The sequence below is a fragment of the Brachybacterium sp. sponge genome (assembly GCF_001613775.1).
Taxonomy (GTDB): domain Bacteria; phylum Actinomycetota; class Actinomycetes; order Actinomycetales; family Dermabacteraceae; genus Brachybacterium; species Brachybacterium conglomeratum.
Window position 1 is genome coordinate 65,649 of record NZ_LRMP01000004.1, and the last position, 16,943, is coordinate 82,591.

The window sequence follows — 16,943 nt, forward strand, 5'->3', positions numbered from 1 at the left end:
GGTCGGTCAGCGCACCCCGCGCATGGCCCGACCGACGGGCTTCGCGACCAGCAGCATGAGCACGCCGATCGCGATGGTCACGGCGCCGAGCACGCCGAAGTAGCCCACCTCGTTCTCTGCGGAGTAGAAGCCCGCGAGCGCGCCGGAGAGCGCGGTGCCGAGCGCCACGGAGAGGTTGTACAGCGCCATCATCATCACCGGGTACGAGCGCGGCGCGAGCTTCGTGGCCAGCGAGAGGCCGACGGGGGAGAGCCACAGCTCGCCGACGGTCGCCACCAGCATGATCATCGCGATCCACAGCACCGGCACCGAGACGACGGCGGCCATCGGCAGGAACAGCAGGAAGGCCGAGCCCATCAGGATGATGCCCACGCCGAACTTGCGCGGGGTGATCGGCTGGCGAGTGCCGAGCTTCGTCCACAGCGCCGCCATCACCGGGGCGAGCACGATGATGAAGAACGGGTTGAAGGACTGCACCCACGAGATCGGCATCTCCCAGCCGAGGATCTCGCGGTTCAGGCGCGTGTCCGAGTACAGGGTGATGACCGTGAACTGCTGCTGGAACAGCGCGAAGAACGCGGCCGTGCCGATGAACAGCGGGATGAAGGAGACCACGCGGGAGCGCTCGTCGGAGTCGAGCTTCTTCGAGGCGAGCAGGATCGCGAAGATGACGATCGCGCCGACGATGGCCAGCGCCGCGACGACGGTCGCGAGGTTCTGCGCGTTCAGCACGCCGGTGACGGCCAGCACCGCCACCAGGACCACGACGCCGACGGCGAGCCCGGCCCAGAGCGGGTACTTTGAGCGCGGCAGCGGATCCGGGACGTGGTGCACGCTCTCCGGCAGGCCCTTGCGGGTGAGCACGTACTGGATGAGGCCCACGGCCATGCCGACTGCGGCGAGGCCGAAGCCGAGGTGGAAGCCCCACTGCTGCTGGGCGAAACCGGTGACCAGCGGGCCGAGCAGGCCGCCGATGTTCACACCCATGTAGTAGATCGAGAAGCCGGCGTCGCGACGAGGGTCGTCCCGCGTGTACAGCGCGCCGACGAGCGTGGCGGCCGTGGACTTCAGACCGCCCGAGCCCACGCCGACCAGCAGCAGGCCGAGGCCGAGTCCGACCACGCCCGGGACCAGCGCCAGGGCGATGTGGCCGAACATGATCATCACGGCGGAGCCGAAGAGGGTCTTCTCCGGGCCGAGCAGCCGGTCGGAGACCAGCGCGCCGAGGATCGAGAAGAGGTACACGGAGCCGCCGTAGGCGCCGACGATGCCGAGGGCGGTGCCCTCGTCGATGCCGAGACCGCCGTCGGTCGCGGCGAAGTACATGTAGATCGCGAGGATGCCCTGCATGCCGTAGAAGCTGAAGCGCTCCCACAGCTCGACGCTGAACAGGTTCGCGAGCGGGCCGGGCTGGCCCATGAAGGTGCGGCCGCTGGGGTTGTGCGCCTCGGGCGTGTCGGCGGGGTCCACGGCGACCCCGGCGGCGTCGCCGGGCGTCCGCTCAGGGGGCTGGACGGAGGGATCTGGAGGTGTCGGAGAATTCACGGTCATTCATCCTGCGCCTCACCCGTTCACGGTGCAACGCGGCGACCGGGCGATGTGAGCAGTCCATCCCATCGGTCTGAGCAGAATGCGGGATCCGATCCCTCAGACTGATGACTCCTGTGCTCGCCTCGGGGTGGGGGCGAGGCTCGGCAGCTCCCGAATCCCGAACTCCGATCGCAGCACGCGGGAGGCTGCGTGCAGCCCCGCCATCCCGTGCACGCCCGGCCCCGGAGGCGTCGCCGAGGAGCACAGGTACCAGCCGGTGCGGCCCAGGCGGTAGGGATCCGGCAGCGGGGTGGGCCGCGCGATCATCCGCGCCATCGTCACCCTGCCCTGGGAGATGTCGCCGCCGACGAGGGCGGGATTGTGGTGGATCATCTCCGCGGCGGGCACGGCGCGGGAGGCGACGACGAGGTCGCGGAATCCGGGGGCGAAGCGCTCGATCTGCGCGGTGACGCGCTCGGTCGGGTCGGTGCGGTCCCCGGCCGGTGCATGCGCATAGGCCCACAGCGGTCGCTGCCCGTCCCGGACCCGGCCTGGGTCGACCACGGCCGGGTCACTGACCAGGGTGAGAGGACGGTCGGGGAAGCGCCCGGAGGCGACCTCCGCCTCGGTGCGGGCCATCTCGGCGCGGGTGCCGCCCAGATGCTGGGTCCCGGCACGGCCGACGTCAGAGTCGCGCCACGGCACCGGTCCGGACAGCACGAAGTCGACCTTGGCGGCGCCGTCCCCGTGGGGGACCTTCCGCAGCATCGCCTCGAGGGGGCGGGGGAGTCGGTTGGCGAGGACGTCCGCGGCGGCGGGCGCGGGGATGTCCAGCAGCACGGCGCGGGCCGGGGGCACGTCCCGCCAGGTCCGCACATGGTGCCCGGAGGTCACGGTACCGCCGTGGTCCCGCAGGTCCGCCACCAGCGCGTCGACGATCGACTGGGAGCCGCCGACGGGGATCGGCCAGCCCACCCCGTGTGCGATGGTGCCCAGCAGCGAGGCGGTGGCGCCGAGCGCGAGGGAGGGCAGCTGCCCGATCGCGTGCGCCGCCACCCCGGTGAGCAGGGCGCGGGCGCGCTCGGTGCGGAAGGGGAGGTCCCAGGCCGGGGTCCCCTGGAGCGCGAGCAACGCACCGAACAGCGGGGCGGTGCGCAGGGTCCGCGGGGTCAGCAGCGCGGAGGGCACGGAGCGCTTGTCGCCGAGGGCGAGCTCGACGACGAGGTCCTGGTCGCGGGAGAGCGTGCCCAGCAGCGCGCGCCAGGCCGGCCCGTCGGCGCCGAGGCCGTCGGCGGTCCGCTCCACGTCCCGCCAGGCGATCGCGGCGGGGGCGTCGTCGAGCGGCTGGGCGTAGGAGGCCTCGGGGGCGATCGCGCGCACGCCGCGCGCGGCGAGGTCGAACTCCGCGAAGAAGGGGCTGGCGAGCGCGAGGGGGTGCACCGCGGAGCAGAGGTCGTGGACGATGCCGGGCGCGAGGCCCAGGTCGAGGGTGCGCGCCCCGCCGCCGATCGTCTCCTGCGACTCGAGGACATGGACCGTGAGGCCGGCCCGGGCCAGGGTGACCGCGGCCGCGAGACCGTTCGGGCCGGAGCCCACGACGACGACGTCCGTCTCTGCCGCGGGCGAGGTGCTCATGCGTGCCAGCCTAGTGGGCCGCGCTGCGACAGGGCAGGGCGCACGTCCCGAGGCGCGGACGGGAGCCCGGCACGGATTTACGTAATGCGTAAGTAGCGTAATGTGGAGGACATGCAGACCACCACCGCCCAGTCCCCGTCCGCCGAGGCGCCCGCCGCGCGCCGTCCCCGGGCGCCGCGTCCCCAGGCCGTGCTCGAGGTGCTGGGCAAGACCCGCATCTCCCCGCGCCTGCTGCGCCTCACCCTCGGCGGCGAGGGTTTCAGCACCCTGCACCGCAACGAGCAGACCGATGCGTACGTGAAGCTCCTCCTGCCCGCCCCCGGCTCCGGCCTGCAGCCCCCGTACGACCTCGACGCCCTGCGCGCGGAGAGCCCCGAGCTGCTCCCGACCCGCCGCACCTACACCGTGCGCCGCTGGGACGATGCGGCTCAGCAGATCGAGATCGACGTGGTCCTGCACGGCGAGTCCGGCGAGGACGACCACGGCGTCGCCGCCCGCTGGGCCGACGAGGCCCAGCCCGGCGACCTCATCGCCATGAACGGCGCCGGCGGCGGCTGGTCGCCCGCGGCGGACGCGACGAGCCACCTGCTCATCGGCGACCACGCCGCGCTGCCCGCGATCGCCGCGGGCCTGGAGGCGATGGACCCGGGCGCCCGGGGTCTCGCCCTGATCCACCTGGACCATGAGGAGGACCGCCTCGAGCTCGAGCACCCCGAGGGCGTCGAGCTGCGCTGGGTCCTCGGAGAGCGCGAGCAGCTGCTCGACGAGGTCGCGGCGCTGGACCTCTCGGAGCACGAGGGCCTGGACGTCTTCTGCCACGTCGAGCGCGGCATCACGAAGCAGCTGCGTCGTCTCCTGGTCAAGGACGCCGGCATCCCCCGCGAGCAGATCTCGATCTCCGCCTACTGGGCGCTGGGACGCATCGAGGACCAGTTCCAGGCCGAGAAGCGCGAGCCCATCGGGGCTATCGACTGAGCGACGTACTGCGAGGAACGAGCGGTAGGAGCTCAGTCAGGTGAGCGGAGACTGAGTCGGCGCGGCTGACACCGCGCCACACTTCGTCACGCTTCTCGCCGCGCCCGCCCTCGCCGCCGCACGATGGACCGCACAGGACGGACATCGAGCACGGCAGGGAGGCGCCATGAGCACCGCAGGCATCCACGCGGGCTGGACGCGGGCAGACACGCACCGCGCCCTCACCCCACCGATCTACGCCTCGAGCGCCTACGCGCAGACCAACCACTCGTCCCTGCGCGCCCTGTTCGAGCGCCGCGCCGACGGCTTCGCCTACTCCCGCTCCGGGAACCCCACCACCGAGGTCCTCGAGCAGCGGATCACGGCGCTCGAGGGCGGGATCGGGGCGATCGCCGTCGCCTCCGGACAGGCCGCGACGACGATCGCGCTGTGCGCCCTCGCGGCCCCCGGCGGGCACGTCGTCGCCTCCTCGCGCCTCTACGGCGGCACCACCGAGCTGCTCGACGACACCCTCGCCGACCTCGGTGTGACCACCACCGTGGCGGACCCCTGGGACCTCGAGGCGTGGGAGGCGGCGTTCACCCCGCACACCCGCGCCGCGATCGTCGAGTCGATCGCGAACCCGGGAGCGCAGCTGCTGGACCTCGACGCCCTCACCGCCGTCGCCCACGCCCATGACGTCCCGGTGATCGTCGACTCGACCCTCGCCAGCCCCGCCCTCTACCGTCCCGGCGACCACGGCGCCGACGTCGTCGTCCACTCCGCCACGAAGTACCTGTGCGGGCACGGCACCACGATCGCGGGTCTGATCGTGGACACCGGACGCTTCGACCCGCGGCGATGTCCCGAGCGGTGGGAGCGCCTGACCACCCGCAACCGTCGCTTCGGCGTCACCTTCGCCGACGAGTACGCGCGCGGCGGCTCGGGGCTGCTCGCCTACGCCCGCGCCAAGTACGTCACGGATCTCGGGGCGACCCTGCCCGCGACCAGCGCCCAGCAGATCCTCGTCGGCATCGAGACGCTCGACCTGCGTCTGCGCAAGATCAGCACCGATGCGACCGCGCTCGCCGGACGTCTCGCCGCCGCCGGCGAGGTGGCCGAGGTGCACCATCCCTCGCTCCCCGGCCGTCCCGACCGGCATCTCGTCGCCCGGGACTTCCCCCGCGGCACCTCGGGCGTGTTCTCGATCGACCTGCACGGCGGCGAGGGCGCGGCAGCGGCCTTCTGCGACGCGCTGGAGCTGTGGTCCCTCGCCGTGAACCTGGGCGATGCCCGGTCGCTCGTCTGCCATCCGGCGAGCACCACCCACTCCCATCTCACCCCGGCCCAGCGCGAGGCCTGCGGGGTGGGGGAGGGGACCGTGCGTCTCAGCGTCGGCCTCGAGGACCTCGAGGACCTCTGGGCGGACCTCTCCCGCGGGCTCGACGCCGCCCGCGCCATCCTGCCGGAAGCGCGCGCCGTCCCGGCGTGAGCCTGCTCGCCTCCGGGAACACCGCAGGCCGCAGCCGGGTTGAGCCGGACATGGAACTCCTCGACGCCGTCGTGATAGGGGCCGGGCAGGCCGGCCTCTCCGCCGCCTACCACCTGCGCCGCCGCGGCATGGACGACGTCGTCGTGCTCGACGCCGAGGACGGGCCCGGCGGGGCATGGCGCCACCGCTGGGACAGCCTCACCATGGCCACCGTCAACGGGATCCGCGAGCTGCCCGACGCCCCGGCCCCGGAGGTCGGCGGCGACGTCCCCGCGAACATCGCGGTGCCCGCCTACTTCGCCGAGTTCGAGGCGCGGACCGGGCTCGAGATCCGTCGGCCCGTGCGCGTCACCCACGTCGAGGACGATCCGGCAGGTGCGGAGGAGCGGCAGGGCCCCCTCCTGGTCCGTGCGGTGGGGGCCGACGGGCGGGCGCTGCCCGTGCTGCGCACCCGTGCGGTGCTGAACGCGACCGGCACCTGGACCCGTCCCTTCGTGCCCGCAGTCCCCGGCGCGGCGGAGTTCCGCGGGCGGCAGCTGCACACCGCCGAGTACGTCGCCGCGGACGAGTTCGCCGGGCAGCGGGTCGCGGTGGTCGGCGGCGGGGTCAGCGCGCTCGGCCACCTCCAGGAGATCGCCGAGGTGGGCGAGACCCGCTGGTACACGCGCCGCGAGCCGATCTTCCGCGAGGACGAGTTCACCGAGGAGGCCGGACGCGAGGCTGTCGCCGGGGTGTGGGACGCGGTGCGGGAGGGGCGCCCCGTCGGCAGCGTCGTCTCCCACACCGGGCTGCTGTGGACCCCGGCGCTGCGCCGCGCCGCCCGCCGCGGGATCCTGGACCGTCGGCCGATGTTCACCCGGATCGTCCCGGGCGGCGTGATCGAGGCCGACGGGACGCGCACCCCGGTGGACGCGATCCTCTGGGCCACCGGGTTCCGGCACGAGCTGCGCCACCTGCGACCGCTGGGACTGACCGGCCCGCTCGGCGGGATCGCGATGGACGGCACCGCCGTCGCCGCCGATCCCCGCATCCACCTCGTCGGACACGGCCCGGGCGCCTCCACCATCGGGGCGAACCGTGCCGGGCGCGCGGCCGTGAACCGCCTGGTCCGCGACCTCGAGGCCGGGCTCGGCGCCGCCCTCGACCGGGATCTCGTCCGCGCCTAGGGTGACGCCATGGATGCTCCCACCGCCCTTCCCCCGCTGCCCGAGGACGGACTGCAGCGCGTGCTGTGCGTCGTCGCGCACCCCGATGACATGGAGTACGGCGCCTCCGCCGCCGTCGCCGCCTGGACGGCTGCGGGCGTGGAGGTGACCTATCTGCTGCTGACCCGCGGCGAGGCCGGGATGGCGGAGCCGCCCGAGATCGTCGCACCGCTGCGCGAGACGGAGCAGCGCAGCGCCTGCGCACAGGTCGGCGTGGAGGACCTGCGCCATCTCGACCACCCCGACGGGATGCTCGAGCACGGCCTGGCGCTGCGCCGGGACATCGCCCGCGTGATCCGGCAGGTGCGTCCCGACCTCGTGCTCACCGCGAACTTCGAGGTCGAGGCGTACGGCGGGCTGAACCAGGCCGACCATCGGGTCGCGGGCCTCGCCGCCGTCGACGCCTGCCGCGACGCCGCGAACCCGTGGGTGTTCCGCGAGCTGGCCGAGCAGGAGCACCTCGCGCCCTGGAGCACGAGGACGCTCGTGGTGGCCGGGCACCCCGCTCCCACCCACGCCAAGTCCGTCGGACAGCGCGAGGTCGACGCCGCGGTCGCCTCCCTGCACGCGCACGAGGCCTATCTCGCGCACGTCACCGACCATCCCGTCCCGGAGGAGTTCATCCCGGAGATCCTCCGCCAGGGCGGTGCCGCCGCCGGCACCGAGCACGCCGTCGTGCTGCGGGTCCACCAGCTCTGAGCGCGGGACCGAACGGTCGGCCGCCCCCTGGCCGCCCGGCGCGCAGACTCCTACGGTGGGGAGGTCAGGCAGGATCCGCTACGGAAGGACTCCCCATGACCACGACCATGCACGACGGACTCTCCCTCGAGCAGGTCCGCGAGCTCGCCGCCCAGCTGCGGGTCGATTCGATCCGCTCCTCGACCGCCGCCGGCTCGGGACATCCCACCTCCAGCCTGTCCGCCGCCGACCTGCTGGCCGTCCTCATGTCGCGTCACCTGCGCTACGACTGGGACGACCCCGACGCCCCCGGCAACGACCACCTGATCTTTTCGAAGGGACACGCCTCGCCCCTGCTGTACTCGGTGTTCCGGGCGGCCGGCGTCGTGTCCGAGCAGGAGCTGCTGGAAGGCTACCGACGCTTCGGCCAGCGGCTCGAGGGGCACCCCACCCCCGTCCTGCCCTGGGTCGACGTCGCCACCGGCTCGCTCGGCCAGGGACTGCCCGACGGCGTCGGCATCGCTCTGGCGGGCGCGAAGCTCGAGCAGGCCCCGTACCGGGTCTGGGTGCTCACCGGCGACAGCGAGCTCGCCGAGGGCTCGATGTGGGAGGCCCTCGCGACCGCCTCCCACTACGGGCTCACGAACCTCGTCACGCTCGTCGACGTGAACCGGCTCGGCCAGCGCGGCGAGACCGCGCTGGGATGGGACATGGACACCTATGCCGCCCGCGTCGAGGCATTCGGCGCGGAGGCGGTCGTCGTCGACGGACATGACGTCGAGGCGATCGACGCCGCCCTCGCCCGTGCCGACGATGACCTCGAGCGGCCGCTGGTGATCCTCGCCCGCACCGTCAAGGGCAAGGGGATCCCCGGGGTCGAGGACGAGGAGGACTGGCACGGCAAGCCGATGCCTGAGGACCGCGCCGAGGAGGCGATCGACGCGCTCGGCGGCGTCCGCGCGCTGCAGGTGCGCGGCCCTCGACCGCCCGAGTTCGAGCGCCCCGCCCCGTCGCGCGGTCAGGTCGAGCTGCCGACCTTCGAGGTGGGGGAGGAGCTCGCCACCCGCAAGGCCTACGGTCCCGCCCTGGCCGCTCTCGCGGACGCCGATCCGCGGGTGGTCGCGCTCGACGGAGAGGTCTCGAACTCCACCGGCGTCGCCGACTTCGTCCAGGCGCATCCCGAGAGGTTCTTCGAGATGTTCATCGCCGAGCAGCAGATGGTCGCCGCCGCGACCGGCCTGGCCGCCCGCGGGTACATCGCCTACGCCTCGTCCTTCGCGGCCTTCCTCAGCCGCGCCGCGGACTTCATCCGCATGGCCCCCGTCTCCCGGGCCGACCTGCGACTGGTCGGCTCGCACGCCGGGGTGGAGATCGGCGCCGACGGCCCCTCCCAGATGGGCCTGGAGGACCTCGCGATGGTGGCGGCCACGCAGGGCTCCACGGTGCTGTACCCGAGCGACGCGACCTCGACCGCCGCCCTGGTCGTCGCGATGGCGGACCTGCACGGCGTCAGCTACCTGCGGACCACCCGCGGCGGATACCCGGTGCTCTACGGGCCCGAGGAGGAGTTCCCCGTCGGCGGGTCCAAGACCCTGCGCCGCAGCGCGCACGACGCGGTGACCCTGATCGGCGCCGGCGTGACGCTGCACGAGGCGCTCGGCGCGGCCGATGCGCTGGCCGAGGAAGGCGTGCAGGCCCGCGTGATCGACGCGTACTCGGTCAAGCCGATCGATGCCGAGGGCATCCGCGCGGCCGTCGCCGAGACCGGCGGGCGAGTGGTGGTGGCCGAGGACCACCATCGCGAGGGCGGGCTGGGCGCTGCGGTGCTCGCGGCGCTGGCCGCCGAGCCGCTCGCCGACCTGCACCTCGAGCACCTCGCGGTCGACGGGGTGCCGGGCTCCGGCACCACCGCGGAGCTGCTGGACTGGGCCGGCATCGACGCCGCGCACATCGCGCGCGCGGCGCGAACGGTGCTGGAGGGCTGAGACTCCTGCACGGGGGCGGCGGGACTGCGCTCAGCCGTCGGCCGCGACGTCGTCGGCCGACCCCCGCCGCCCCAGGCGCAGCTGGTCCATGTCCTCGAGCTCGCGGCCCTTCGTCTCGGGCACCCAGCGCGCCACGAACAGCAGGCTGAGCAGTGCGAAGGCCGCGTACAGGCCGTAGGCGAAGCTCAGACCGATCTCCGAGAGCGTCGGGAAGGTCGCCGAGACCGCCCAGTTCGCGCCCCACTGGGCCGCGGCGGCGACCGCGAGGGCCGAGGCGCGGATCCGGTTGGGGAAGATCTCGCCCAGCAGCACCCAGACCAGCGGACCCCACGTGGTGCCGAAGAACATCACGAAGGCGTTGGCGCTGATCAGCGCCACGGTCGACCACGGATCGGGCAGCGACACCGACTCCGCCCCGGCCGCCGTCTCCCCGAACGAGAAGGCCAGCGCCATCAGCCCCAGCGACACCGCCATTCCCGCCGAGCCGACGAGCAGCATGACGCGTCGGCCCACCCGGTCCACCAGCAGGATCGCGATGATCGTCGCGACGATGTTCATCACCGAGGTGATGGTGGAGGTCAGCAGCGCCTGCGACTCGTCGAAGCCGACCGACTGCCACAGCGTGGTCGAGTAGTAGAAGATCACGTTGATGCCCACGAGCTGCTGGAACAGCGACAGCGCGATCCCCAGCCACACGATCGGCAGCAGCCCGAAGCGGCCCCCGAGCAGGTCCCGCAGGCTCTCCCTGCTCTCCCGCTCCAGGGAAAGGCTGATCTGCTCGATCTTGAGGTTCACGTCGAGCTCGCCGGTGAAGTCGTAGAGCACCTTCGAAGCCTTGTCCCGCTCGCCCTTGCCGATGAGATAGCGCGGCGACTCCGGCAGGAACAGGGCCATCACGCCGTAGACCGCGGCGGGCACGGCCTCGATGATGAACATCCAGCGCCAGGCGGCGACCCCGAACCAGTAGGACTCCGCGGCGCCGCCGGCGGTGTTCGCGATCACCGCATTGGACAGCAGCGCCGCGAAGATGCCCAGCACGATCGCGAGCTGCTGCAGCGAGCCGAGGCGCCCGCGGTATCTCGCGGGTGCGACCTCGGCGATGTACGCCGGGGCGATGACGCTCGCGGCGCCGACGCCGAGCCCGCCCACGACGCGCCACACGATCAGGTCCCACACCCCGAAGGCGAGGCCCGAGCCGATCGCGGAGACGAAGAACAGGATCGCGGCGATGACCATCACCGGGATGCGGCCGAAGCGGTTGGCGAGGGAGCCCGCGAACCAGGCGCCCACGGCGCACCCGAGCAGCGCGGAGGAGACGGCGAAGCCGGTCAGGCCCGCCCCGAGCGAGAACTCCGCGGAGAGGGCACCGACCGCGCCGTTGATCACCGAGGTGTCGAAGCCGAACAGGAAGCCGCCGACGGCCGCGGCGATGCTGATCCCGACCACCTTCGGGTTGAGGGTCTGTGCGGGTGCGCTCATGGGGACCATCTCCTCGGGTCGGCGTCCGACGCATCGTCCAGGTGCTGGTCACCGTACACCTCCGGGGGCCGACGAGGACTGCTCCTCATCCGCTGCGCCGCACCTGCTCCGCATAGTCGTCGAGGATCGCCAGGAGTCCCTGTAGTCACACTTTGCTCCGAAAGTGTGACTACAGGGCGGTCGTGGTCACGGTTCCCGCTCCGCAGCCGGAGGGATCAGGCCTCGTCGGCGGCCTCCGCCTCGAGCCTCTCGAGCTCCTGCTCGGCCACGGCCGGGTCGAGCTTGACGAAGATCGGGGTCGGCTTCACGACGGTCTGCCCCACGGTCACCGGGCGGTGCTCCCAGGCGGGCACGGCCGTGTAGTCGCCGGTGATGATCGGGTAGCCCGGGCCGCCGTCGAGGTCCTCGACCTCGTCGATGCGGGGCATCGGGGCGATCTCCCGGTCCCCGCCGAGCGCCTTCTCCACGGCGTTGGCCGAGTGGGGGAGGAAGGGGGCGAGCATCGTGTTGAGATCGGTGACCGCCTGGGCGAGCACGTGCAGCACGGTGAGCAGGCGCGGGCGCTGCTCCTCGGCCTTCATCTTGAACGGCTCGGTGCGGGAGACGTAGGCGTTCGCCTCGCCCACCAGGCGCATGATCTCGGCGATCGCGGCGCGCTGGCGGTGGCTCTCGATGAGCTTCCCGACGGTCGTGAATCCCGTGCGGATCTGGTCGAGCAGCGCGGTGTCGACGTCCTCGAGCTCGCCGGCGGCCGGGATCTCCCCGACGTTCTTCGCGATCATCGCGGCGGTGCGGTTGACGAGGTTCCCCCAGCCGGCGACCAGCTCGTTGTTGGTGCGGGAGACGAAGTCGACCCAGGTGAAGTCCGCGTCGTGGTTCTCGGGGCCCGCGGCGGAGATGAAGTAGCGCAGCGCATCGGGCTGGTAGCGCTCGAGCACGTCGCGCACGTAGATGACGATCCCCTTGGAGGAGGAGAACTTCTTGCCCTCCATCGTGAGGAACTCGGAGGAGACCACCTCGGTGGGCAGGGTCAGCTCGCCGAAGCGGCCGGGCTCCCCTCCCTTGTCGCCCTCGCCGTTCTGGGCGATCATCTCCGCCGGCCAGATCTGCGAGTGGAAGACGATGTTGTCCTTGCCCATGAAGTAGTAGGCGAGGGTCTCGGGATCGTTCCACCAGCGGCGCCACGCCTCCGTGTCCCCGGAGCGGCGCGCCCACTCGATCGAGGCGGAGAGATAGCCGATCACCGCGTCGAACCAGACGTACAGGCGCTTGTTCGGCTGGTCCTCCCAGCCCGGGACCGGGATGCCCCAGTCGATGTCGCGGGTCATCGCACGGGGCTTGATGTCCTCGAGGATGTTCTGGCTGAAGCGGATCACGTTCGGGCGCCACAGCCCCGTCGCCTCCCGCTCGTCGAGCCAGCGGCCGAGCTCCGCGGCGAGCGCCGGCAGGTCGAGGAACCAGTGCGAGGTCTCGATGAACTCCGGCGTCTCCCCGTTGATGCGGGAGACCGGGTCGATGAGGTCCGTCGGGTCCAGCTGGTTGCCGCAGTTGTCGCACTGGTCGCCGCGCGCGCCGCCCGCGCCGCAGATCGGGCAGGTGCCCTCGATGTAGCGGTCGGGGAGGGTGCGGCCGGTCGACGGGGAGATCGCGCCCGAGGTGGTCTGCTCGATCATGTAGCCGTTGTCCCGCACTGCCACGAACATGTCCTGCACCACCTGGTAGTGGTTGCGGGTCGTGGTGCGGGTGAACAGGTCGTAGGAGAGGCCGAGCGCGACCAGGTCCTCGACTATGAGCCGGTTGTTGCGGTCGGCGAGCTGGCGGGCGGAGATGCCCTCCTTGTCGGCCTCGACGAGGATCGGCGTGCCGTGCTCGTCGGTGCCGGAGACCATGAGCACGTCGTGGCCCGCCATCCGCATGTAGCGCGAGAAGACGTCGGAGGGGACGCCGAAGCCGGCGACGTGGCCGATGTGGCGGGGACCGTTGGCGTACGGCCAGGCGACCGCGGACAGGACTGTGCTCATGGGATCCGATTCTAGGGGAGGCGGGGCGCGGCGCGTTCCGTCCCCGATGCGCGGTGGAGCGCCGCGTGCCATCCGCACCTCGCCGCGGCCGCGACGTGACGCGGCGAGTCGTCCAGGAACGCGATCCGCTCCGGCGGGATCTCCGCGCCGAGCACCCGGTCGATCCGGGCCCTCGCCCGGGAGAAGGCCTCCGGATCGGGCTTGGCGGCACCGAGGTCCGCGGTGTTCAGCAGGAACCGGCCGTCCTCGCCGATGACGTCCCTGCTCCCCAGGAGCTCCCCGTCCTCTCCCCGGAACGCCCACGACGTCTCGCGAGGACCTGCGCATCGCGCGACGAGACTGGGCGGATGACCCCGGACCGTGTCCCCTTCACCCCGCTCGAGGAGCGGATCGACCGGTGGGCGCAGCGCCGCACCTCGGCCCTCGCGGCCACGGGCGGGACTTTGCGGGCCCGCCTCGTCGAGCTCGTCGTGTTCGGCCTCAAGCAGGCCTGGGCGTGCGTGTTCGGAGCGGTGATGCTCGTGCTGCTGGTGACCGCGCGAGTGCTGTACCCGGACGATGCGCCGCTCGCTCGCGCCGACGCGCTCGTCCTCGCGGCGGTCGCGGTGCAGGTCGCGATGCTCGCCGTGCGCCTGGAGAGCCTGCGGGAGATGGGCGTGATCGCCCTCTTCCACGTGGTCGGGACTGCGATGGAGGTGTTCAAGACGGCGGTCGGATCCTGGGCGTACGAGGCCGACGGATTCCTGCGGATCGGCGAGGTGCCGTTGTACACAGGGTTCATGTACGCGGCCGTCGGCTCCTACATGGTGCGCGTGATGCGCCTGTTCGACCTGCGCTTCACCCGCTACCCGCCGCTGCTCGCGACCGCTGCGCTGGCGGCGGCGATCTACGCGAACTTCTTCACCCACCACTACCTGCCCGACGCCCGCTGGGTGCTGCTCGCGGCGACGCTGCTGCTCTACGGGCGGTGCGTGATGTCGCTGCGCGTCCATCGCCGGGCGCCCTGGCGGCGGATGCCCGTGATCGCCGCCTTCCTCGGCGTCGCGGGGCTGCTGTGGATCGCGGAGAACGTCGGCACCGCCGCCGGGGCGTGGATCTACCCGCACCAGCGCACGGGCTGGGAGCTCGTGCCGGCCTCGAAGTTCGTCTCCTGGCTGCTGCTGATGATGGTGTCGGTCGTGCTCGTCACGCTCGTGCACCGGCCGAGAAGGCCGGAACCGGCTCAGTGATGCATGCCGGTGCGGCCGAGGCTGGTCTGCGCGGTCGCGCCGGGGCGCGTCCACTGCGCCGCCGGCCGGCCCGTCGGCCCCCAGGTGGGGTTCCCGTCGACGTCGGTGCGCCAGAACCAGCAGGCGTCGCGCTCGGCGATGCGTCCCGCAGGCATGTCCTGCCAGGCCTCGCGCCGGCCGAAGGCGGTGAGATCCAGCAGGGAGAGGGTCGGGTCCGCGATCTCCGTGCCGCGCCCCGTGATCGCATAGGTGAGGAAGACGCGGTCGCCCTCGCGCACGTAGCACTGCAGGTAGCCCATGTCGCCGCCGATCGGCGGGGGAGTCTCCCGCACCGAGAACCACGGCTCGGTGTAGCCCATGAACGCGACGAACGGCGCGACCTCCTCCCAGGCGCCGGTGGTGAGGATCGCGAAGGACACGCCGGCGGCGCGCAGGTAGGTCACATCGTGCAGATGCCAGGCGGTGAGGGTGCAGCCCTCGCACTGGCCCTGGTGCGGTGCGCCGTCCCACCACATGTGCTGGTAGACGAGCAGCTCCTCGCGCCCCTCGAACAGATCGCGGAAGGGGACCGGCCCGTCGGCGCCGACCACCTCGGCGTCGCCGTCGACCTCGAGCATCGGCATCCGGCGGCGCTTCGCGGCGAGGGCGTCGCCGGCACGGGTGTGCGCCTTCTCCTCGAGCAGCAGCTCGGCGCGGGCCGCCTCCCAGGTCTCGCGGTCCACCACCTCGGGCAGGCCGGGACCGGCGGGGCCGGCGCCGTCGGCAGGAACGTCGTCGGCAGGAATCCTGTGCGGATGATCGGTCATGTCGCCTCCAGCGGATCGCGCGTCGGACGGCGGTGCCCGGCGCGCTCCACCACGAGTCAAGCACCGCTCGGGGCTCGGGGGAAGGCCTGTGCCGTCGACCGGGCGGAATTCGGGTGACAGCATCGCGCGGTCGCTCCTACGGTGGCCCCATGACGACCTGCTTCCTCGGCACCTGCGCCATCGCGCGCCCCCGCGCCCGCCGCTGACGGCGGCGCCCCTCCACCACCCCGCGCTGCCGTCCGGACCTCCACCGGGCGGCGATCCGCCGTGCCCGGTGACACCCACCACCGGAAGGCACCCGAACCATGTCCCAGCGGACCACCTCTCATCTCCGCGCCCGCGAACTGCAGCTCTCGCGCGGCGGGCGCGTCCTCCTCACCGGCATCGACCTGACCCTCGTCCCCGGAGCCGTGCTCGCCGTGGTCGGCGAGAACGGACGCGGCAAGACCACTCTCCTGGAGGCGCTGGCCGGGACGCTCGAGCCCGACGCCGGCACCGTCGAGCGCCACGGCGCCCTCGGCGTGGTGCGCCAGGAGCTCGCCACCGCCGACGGCACCCGCACCGTCGGCGACCTGCTCGATGCGCTGCTCGACCGGCCTCTCGCCGCGCTGCGGGAGCACGACGCCGCCGCCGACGCGCTCGCCGACGGCACCGCCGAGGCCGCGCGACGCTACGACGACGCCCTCGCCCGGGTCACCGCCCTGGACGCCTGGGACGCGCCGCGGCGGCTCGAGGTGGCCCTCGAGGAGGTCGGCGCCGTCACCGACCGCGACCGCGAGCTGACCGCCCTCTCGGTGGGCCAGCGGTACCGGGTGCGGCTGGCCGGCGTGATCGCCGCCCGCGACGAGATCCTGCTGCTCGACGAGCCCACCAACCACCTCGACGCGCGGGGCCTCGCGCACCTCACGCGGGCCCTGCGCGAGCATCCCGGCGCGGTCGCCCTGGTCTCCCACGACCGGGCGCTGCTGGAGGACGTCGCCACCTCCGTGCTCGACCTCGACCCCACCGAGGACGGGCGCCCGCTGCTCGTCGGCGGCGGGCTCGCCGAGTGGGAGCAGGCCCGACGCCGCGCCCGCACGGCCTGGGAGGACGCCTATCGCGCCCAGCAGGAGGAGCAGCGTCGTCTCCAGGAGGGAGCCGATGCGGCCCGCTCACGCCTGTCGACCGGATGGCGGCCCGACAAGGGCACCGGCAAGCACCAGCGGCAGTCCCGCGCACCCGGCACCGTCCGCGCCCTGAACGACCGGCTCGCCCGGCTCGAGGAGCACCGCCTGGACGTGCCGCCCCCGCCGCCGAGGCTGTCGCTGCCGGACTCCGGCACGTCCGCCGGGACCCCGCTGCTGCGCGCCGACGGCGTGCGGGTGGACCGGGCCGATGGGCGCCGGGCCGCTCCGGGCTCCGCCTGCGGGTGCTCCGCCGGTGCCGATTCCGCCGGTGCGGACCGCACCCCGGACCCGTCGGTCCCGCCCCGGCTGCCCGAGACGACGCTGCGCCTCGAGGGCGGGGACCGGCTGCTCGTCGTCGGACCCAACGGCGCCGGGAAGACGACGCTGCTGCGGGTGCTCGCGGGCGACCTCGCGCCGGACGCCGGGGCGGTCCGGGTGCTCGGCCGTGCCCGCCTGGCCCTCCTCGCCCAGGAGGACGAGCGACAGGAACCGCGGCGCGGCAGCCCGGGGGAGCGGCGCCGCCGGGCCCTGTCCCGGCTCTTCTCCGAGCGGCCCGACGTGCTGCTCCTGGACGAGCCCACCAACCACCTCGGCATCAGCGGCGTGGACGACCTGCTGGAGGCGCTCGAGCGCACCTCGTCGGCCGTGGTCGTCGCCAGCCACGATCGCACCGTGCTGCGCCGCCTGGCGCACTGGCCGCGCCTCGATCTCGGCGAGGCGGTGCGGTGCGCGGCCGGGCGAGCGGGAGTCGATACGCTGTGAC

General features: G+C 73.0%; 12 protein-coding genes. 7 read left to right on the forward strand and 5 right to left on the reverse strand.

The window, feature by feature from the left end; genetic code table 11:
• Positions 1–6: 6 nt before the first annotated feature.
• Positions 7–1,551: a peptide MFS transporter gene (locus A4A78_RS14835; RefSeq protein WP_369816766.1), complete on the reverse strand. Its 1,545-nt coding sequence runs from the start codon at positions 1,549–1,551 to the stop codon at positions 7–9.
• A gap of 96 nt (positions 1,552–1,647) precedes the next feature.
• Positions 1,648–3,165 (reverse strand): NAD(P)/FAD-dependent oxidoreductase, encoded by a 1,518-nt coding sequence (locus tag A4A78_RS14840; protein WP_062950618.1) that lies wholly within the window; start codon positions 3,163–3,165, stop codon positions 1,648–1,650.
• Between the two features lie 111 nt (positions 3,166–3,276).
• On the opposite strand from A4A78_RS14840, the gene A4A78_RS14845 reads away from it, so the two are divergent.
• The 5 genes from A4A78_RS14845 (at position 3,277) to A4A78_RS14865 (ending at position 9,479) form a co-directional block, all read left to right on the forward strand.
• On the forward strand, positions 3,277–4,140 hold the full coding sequence (locus tag A4A78_RS14845) for a siderophore-interacting protein (protein WP_062950619.1): 864 nt from the start codon (positions 3,277–3,279) through the stop codon (positions 4,138–4,140).
• 166 nt (positions 4,141–4,306) lie between these two features.
• Entirely contained in the window at positions 4,307–5,611 is a 1,305-nt protein-coding gene (locus A4A78_RS14850) for an O-acetylhomoserine aminocarboxypropyltransferase/cysteine synthase family protein (protein ID WP_062950620.1), read from the forward strand.
• 50 nt (positions 5,612–5,661) lie between these two features.
• Positions 5,662–6,777 (forward strand): FAD-dependent oxidoreductase, encoded by a 1,116-nt coding sequence (locus tag A4A78_RS14855; RefSeq protein ID WP_062950621.1) that lies wholly within the window; start codon positions 5,662–5,664, stop codon positions 6,775–6,777.
• Positions 6,778–6,786: 9 nt separating this feature from the next.
• Positions 6,787–7,515, forward strand: coding sequence for a PIG-L deacetylase family protein (locus tag A4A78_RS14860; protein ID WP_062950622.1), 729 nt, complete (start codon positions 6,787–6,789; stop codon positions 7,513–7,515).
• 95 nt (positions 7,516–7,610) lie between these two features.
• On the forward strand, positions 7,611–9,479 hold the full coding sequence (locus A4A78_RS14865) for a transketolase (protein ID WP_062950623.1): 1,869 nt from the start codon (positions 7,611–7,613) through the stop codon (positions 9,477–9,479).
• A 30-nt stretch (positions 9,480–9,509) separates the two neighbouring features.
• On the opposite strand, the gene A4A78_RS14870 is transcribed toward A4A78_RS14865, so the two are convergent.
• Positions 9,510–10,967: a sugar porter family MFS transporter gene (locus A4A78_RS14870; protein WP_082835367.1), complete on the reverse strand. Its 1,458-nt coding sequence runs from the start codon at positions 10,965–10,967 to the stop codon at positions 9,510–9,512.
• Between the two features lie 206 nt (positions 10,968–11,173).
• Positions 11,174–12,979, reverse strand: coding sequence for a methionine--tRNA ligase (gene metG / locus A4A78_RS14875; protein WP_062950625.1), 1,806 nt, complete (start codon positions 12,977–12,979; stop codon positions 11,174–11,176).
• 347 nt (positions 12,980–13,326) lie between these two features.
• On the opposite strand from metG, the gene A4A78_RS14880 reads away from it, so the two are divergent.
• Positions 13,327–14,208 (forward strand): DUF817 domain-containing protein, encoded by an 882-nt coding sequence (locus A4A78_RS14880; protein WP_062950627.1) that lies wholly within the window; start codon positions 13,327–13,329, stop codon positions 14,206–14,208.
• Here A4A78_RS14880 and A4A78_RS14885 read toward each other — a convergent pair.
• On the reverse strand, positions 14,202–15,014 hold the full coding sequence (locus tag A4A78_RS14885) for a DUF899 family protein (protein WP_062950629.1): 813 nt from the start codon (positions 15,012–15,014) through the stop codon (positions 14,202–14,204). The two genes, A4A78_RS14880 and A4A78_RS14885, sit on opposite strands and share 7 nt — an antisense overlap.
• Before the next feature lie 305 nt (positions 15,015–15,319).
• Here A4A78_RS14885 and A4A78_RS14890 point away from each other — a divergent pair, with 305 nt between their 5' ends.
• On the forward strand, positions 15,320–16,942 hold the full coding sequence (locus A4A78_RS14890; protein ID WP_062950631.1) for an ATP-binding cassette domain-containing protein: 1,623 nt from the start codon (positions 15,320–15,322) through the stop codon (positions 16,940–16,942).
• Position 16,943 lies beyond the last annotated feature (1 nt).

Excerpts from the sequence above, each read along its gene's own strand:
- A4A78_RS14855 (WP_062950621.1), top strand. The coding sequence starts at position 5,662 with ATGGAACTCCTCGACGCCGTCGTGATAGGGGCCGGGCAGGCCGGCCTC.
- A4A78_RS14885 (WP_062950629.1), bottom strand. The coding sequence starts at position 15,014 with ATGACCGATCATCCGCACAGGATTCCTGCCGACGACGTTCCTGCCGAC.
- A4A78_RS14850 (WP_062950620.1), top strand. The coding sequence starts at position 4,307 with ATGAGCACCGCAGGCATCCACGCGGGCTGGACGCGGGCAGACACGCAC.
- A4A78_RS14845 (WP_062950619.1), top strand. The coding sequence starts at position 3,277 with ATGCAGACCACCACCGCCCAGTCCCCGTCCGCCGAGGCGCCCGCCGCG.
- A4A78_RS14870 (WP_082835367.1), bottom strand. The coding sequence starts at position 10,967 with ATGGTCCCCATGAGCGCACCCGCACAGACCCTCAACCCGAAGGTGGTC.
- A4A78_RS14880 (WP_062950627.1), top strand. The coding sequence starts at position 13,327 with ATGACCCCGGACCGTGTCCCCTTCACCCCGCTCGAGGAGCGGATCGAC.
- A4A78_RS14835 (WP_369816766.1), bottom strand. The coding sequence starts at position 1,551 with ATGACCGTGAATTCTCCGACACCTCCAGATCCCTCCGTCCAGCCCCCT.
- A4A78_RS14840 (WP_062950618.1), bottom strand. The coding sequence starts at position 3,165 with ATGAGCACCTCGCCCGCGGCAGAGACGGACGTCGTCGTCGTGGGCTCC.
- A4A78_RS14860 (WP_062950622.1), top strand. The coding sequence starts at position 6,787 with ATGGATGCTCCCACCGCCCTTCCCCCGCTGCCCGAGGACGGACTGCAG.
- A4A78_RS14890 (WP_062950631.1), top strand. The coding sequence starts at position 15,320 with ATGTCCCAGCGGACCACCTCTCATCTCCGCGCCCGCGAACTGCAGCTC.
- metG (WP_062950625.1), bottom strand. The coding sequence starts at position 12,979 with ATGAGCACAGTCCTGTCCGCGGTCGCCTGGCCGTACGCCAACGGTCCC.
- A4A78_RS14865 (WP_062950623.1), top strand. The coding sequence starts at position 7,611 with ATGACCACGACCATGCACGACGGACTCTCCCTCGAGCAGGTCCGCGAG.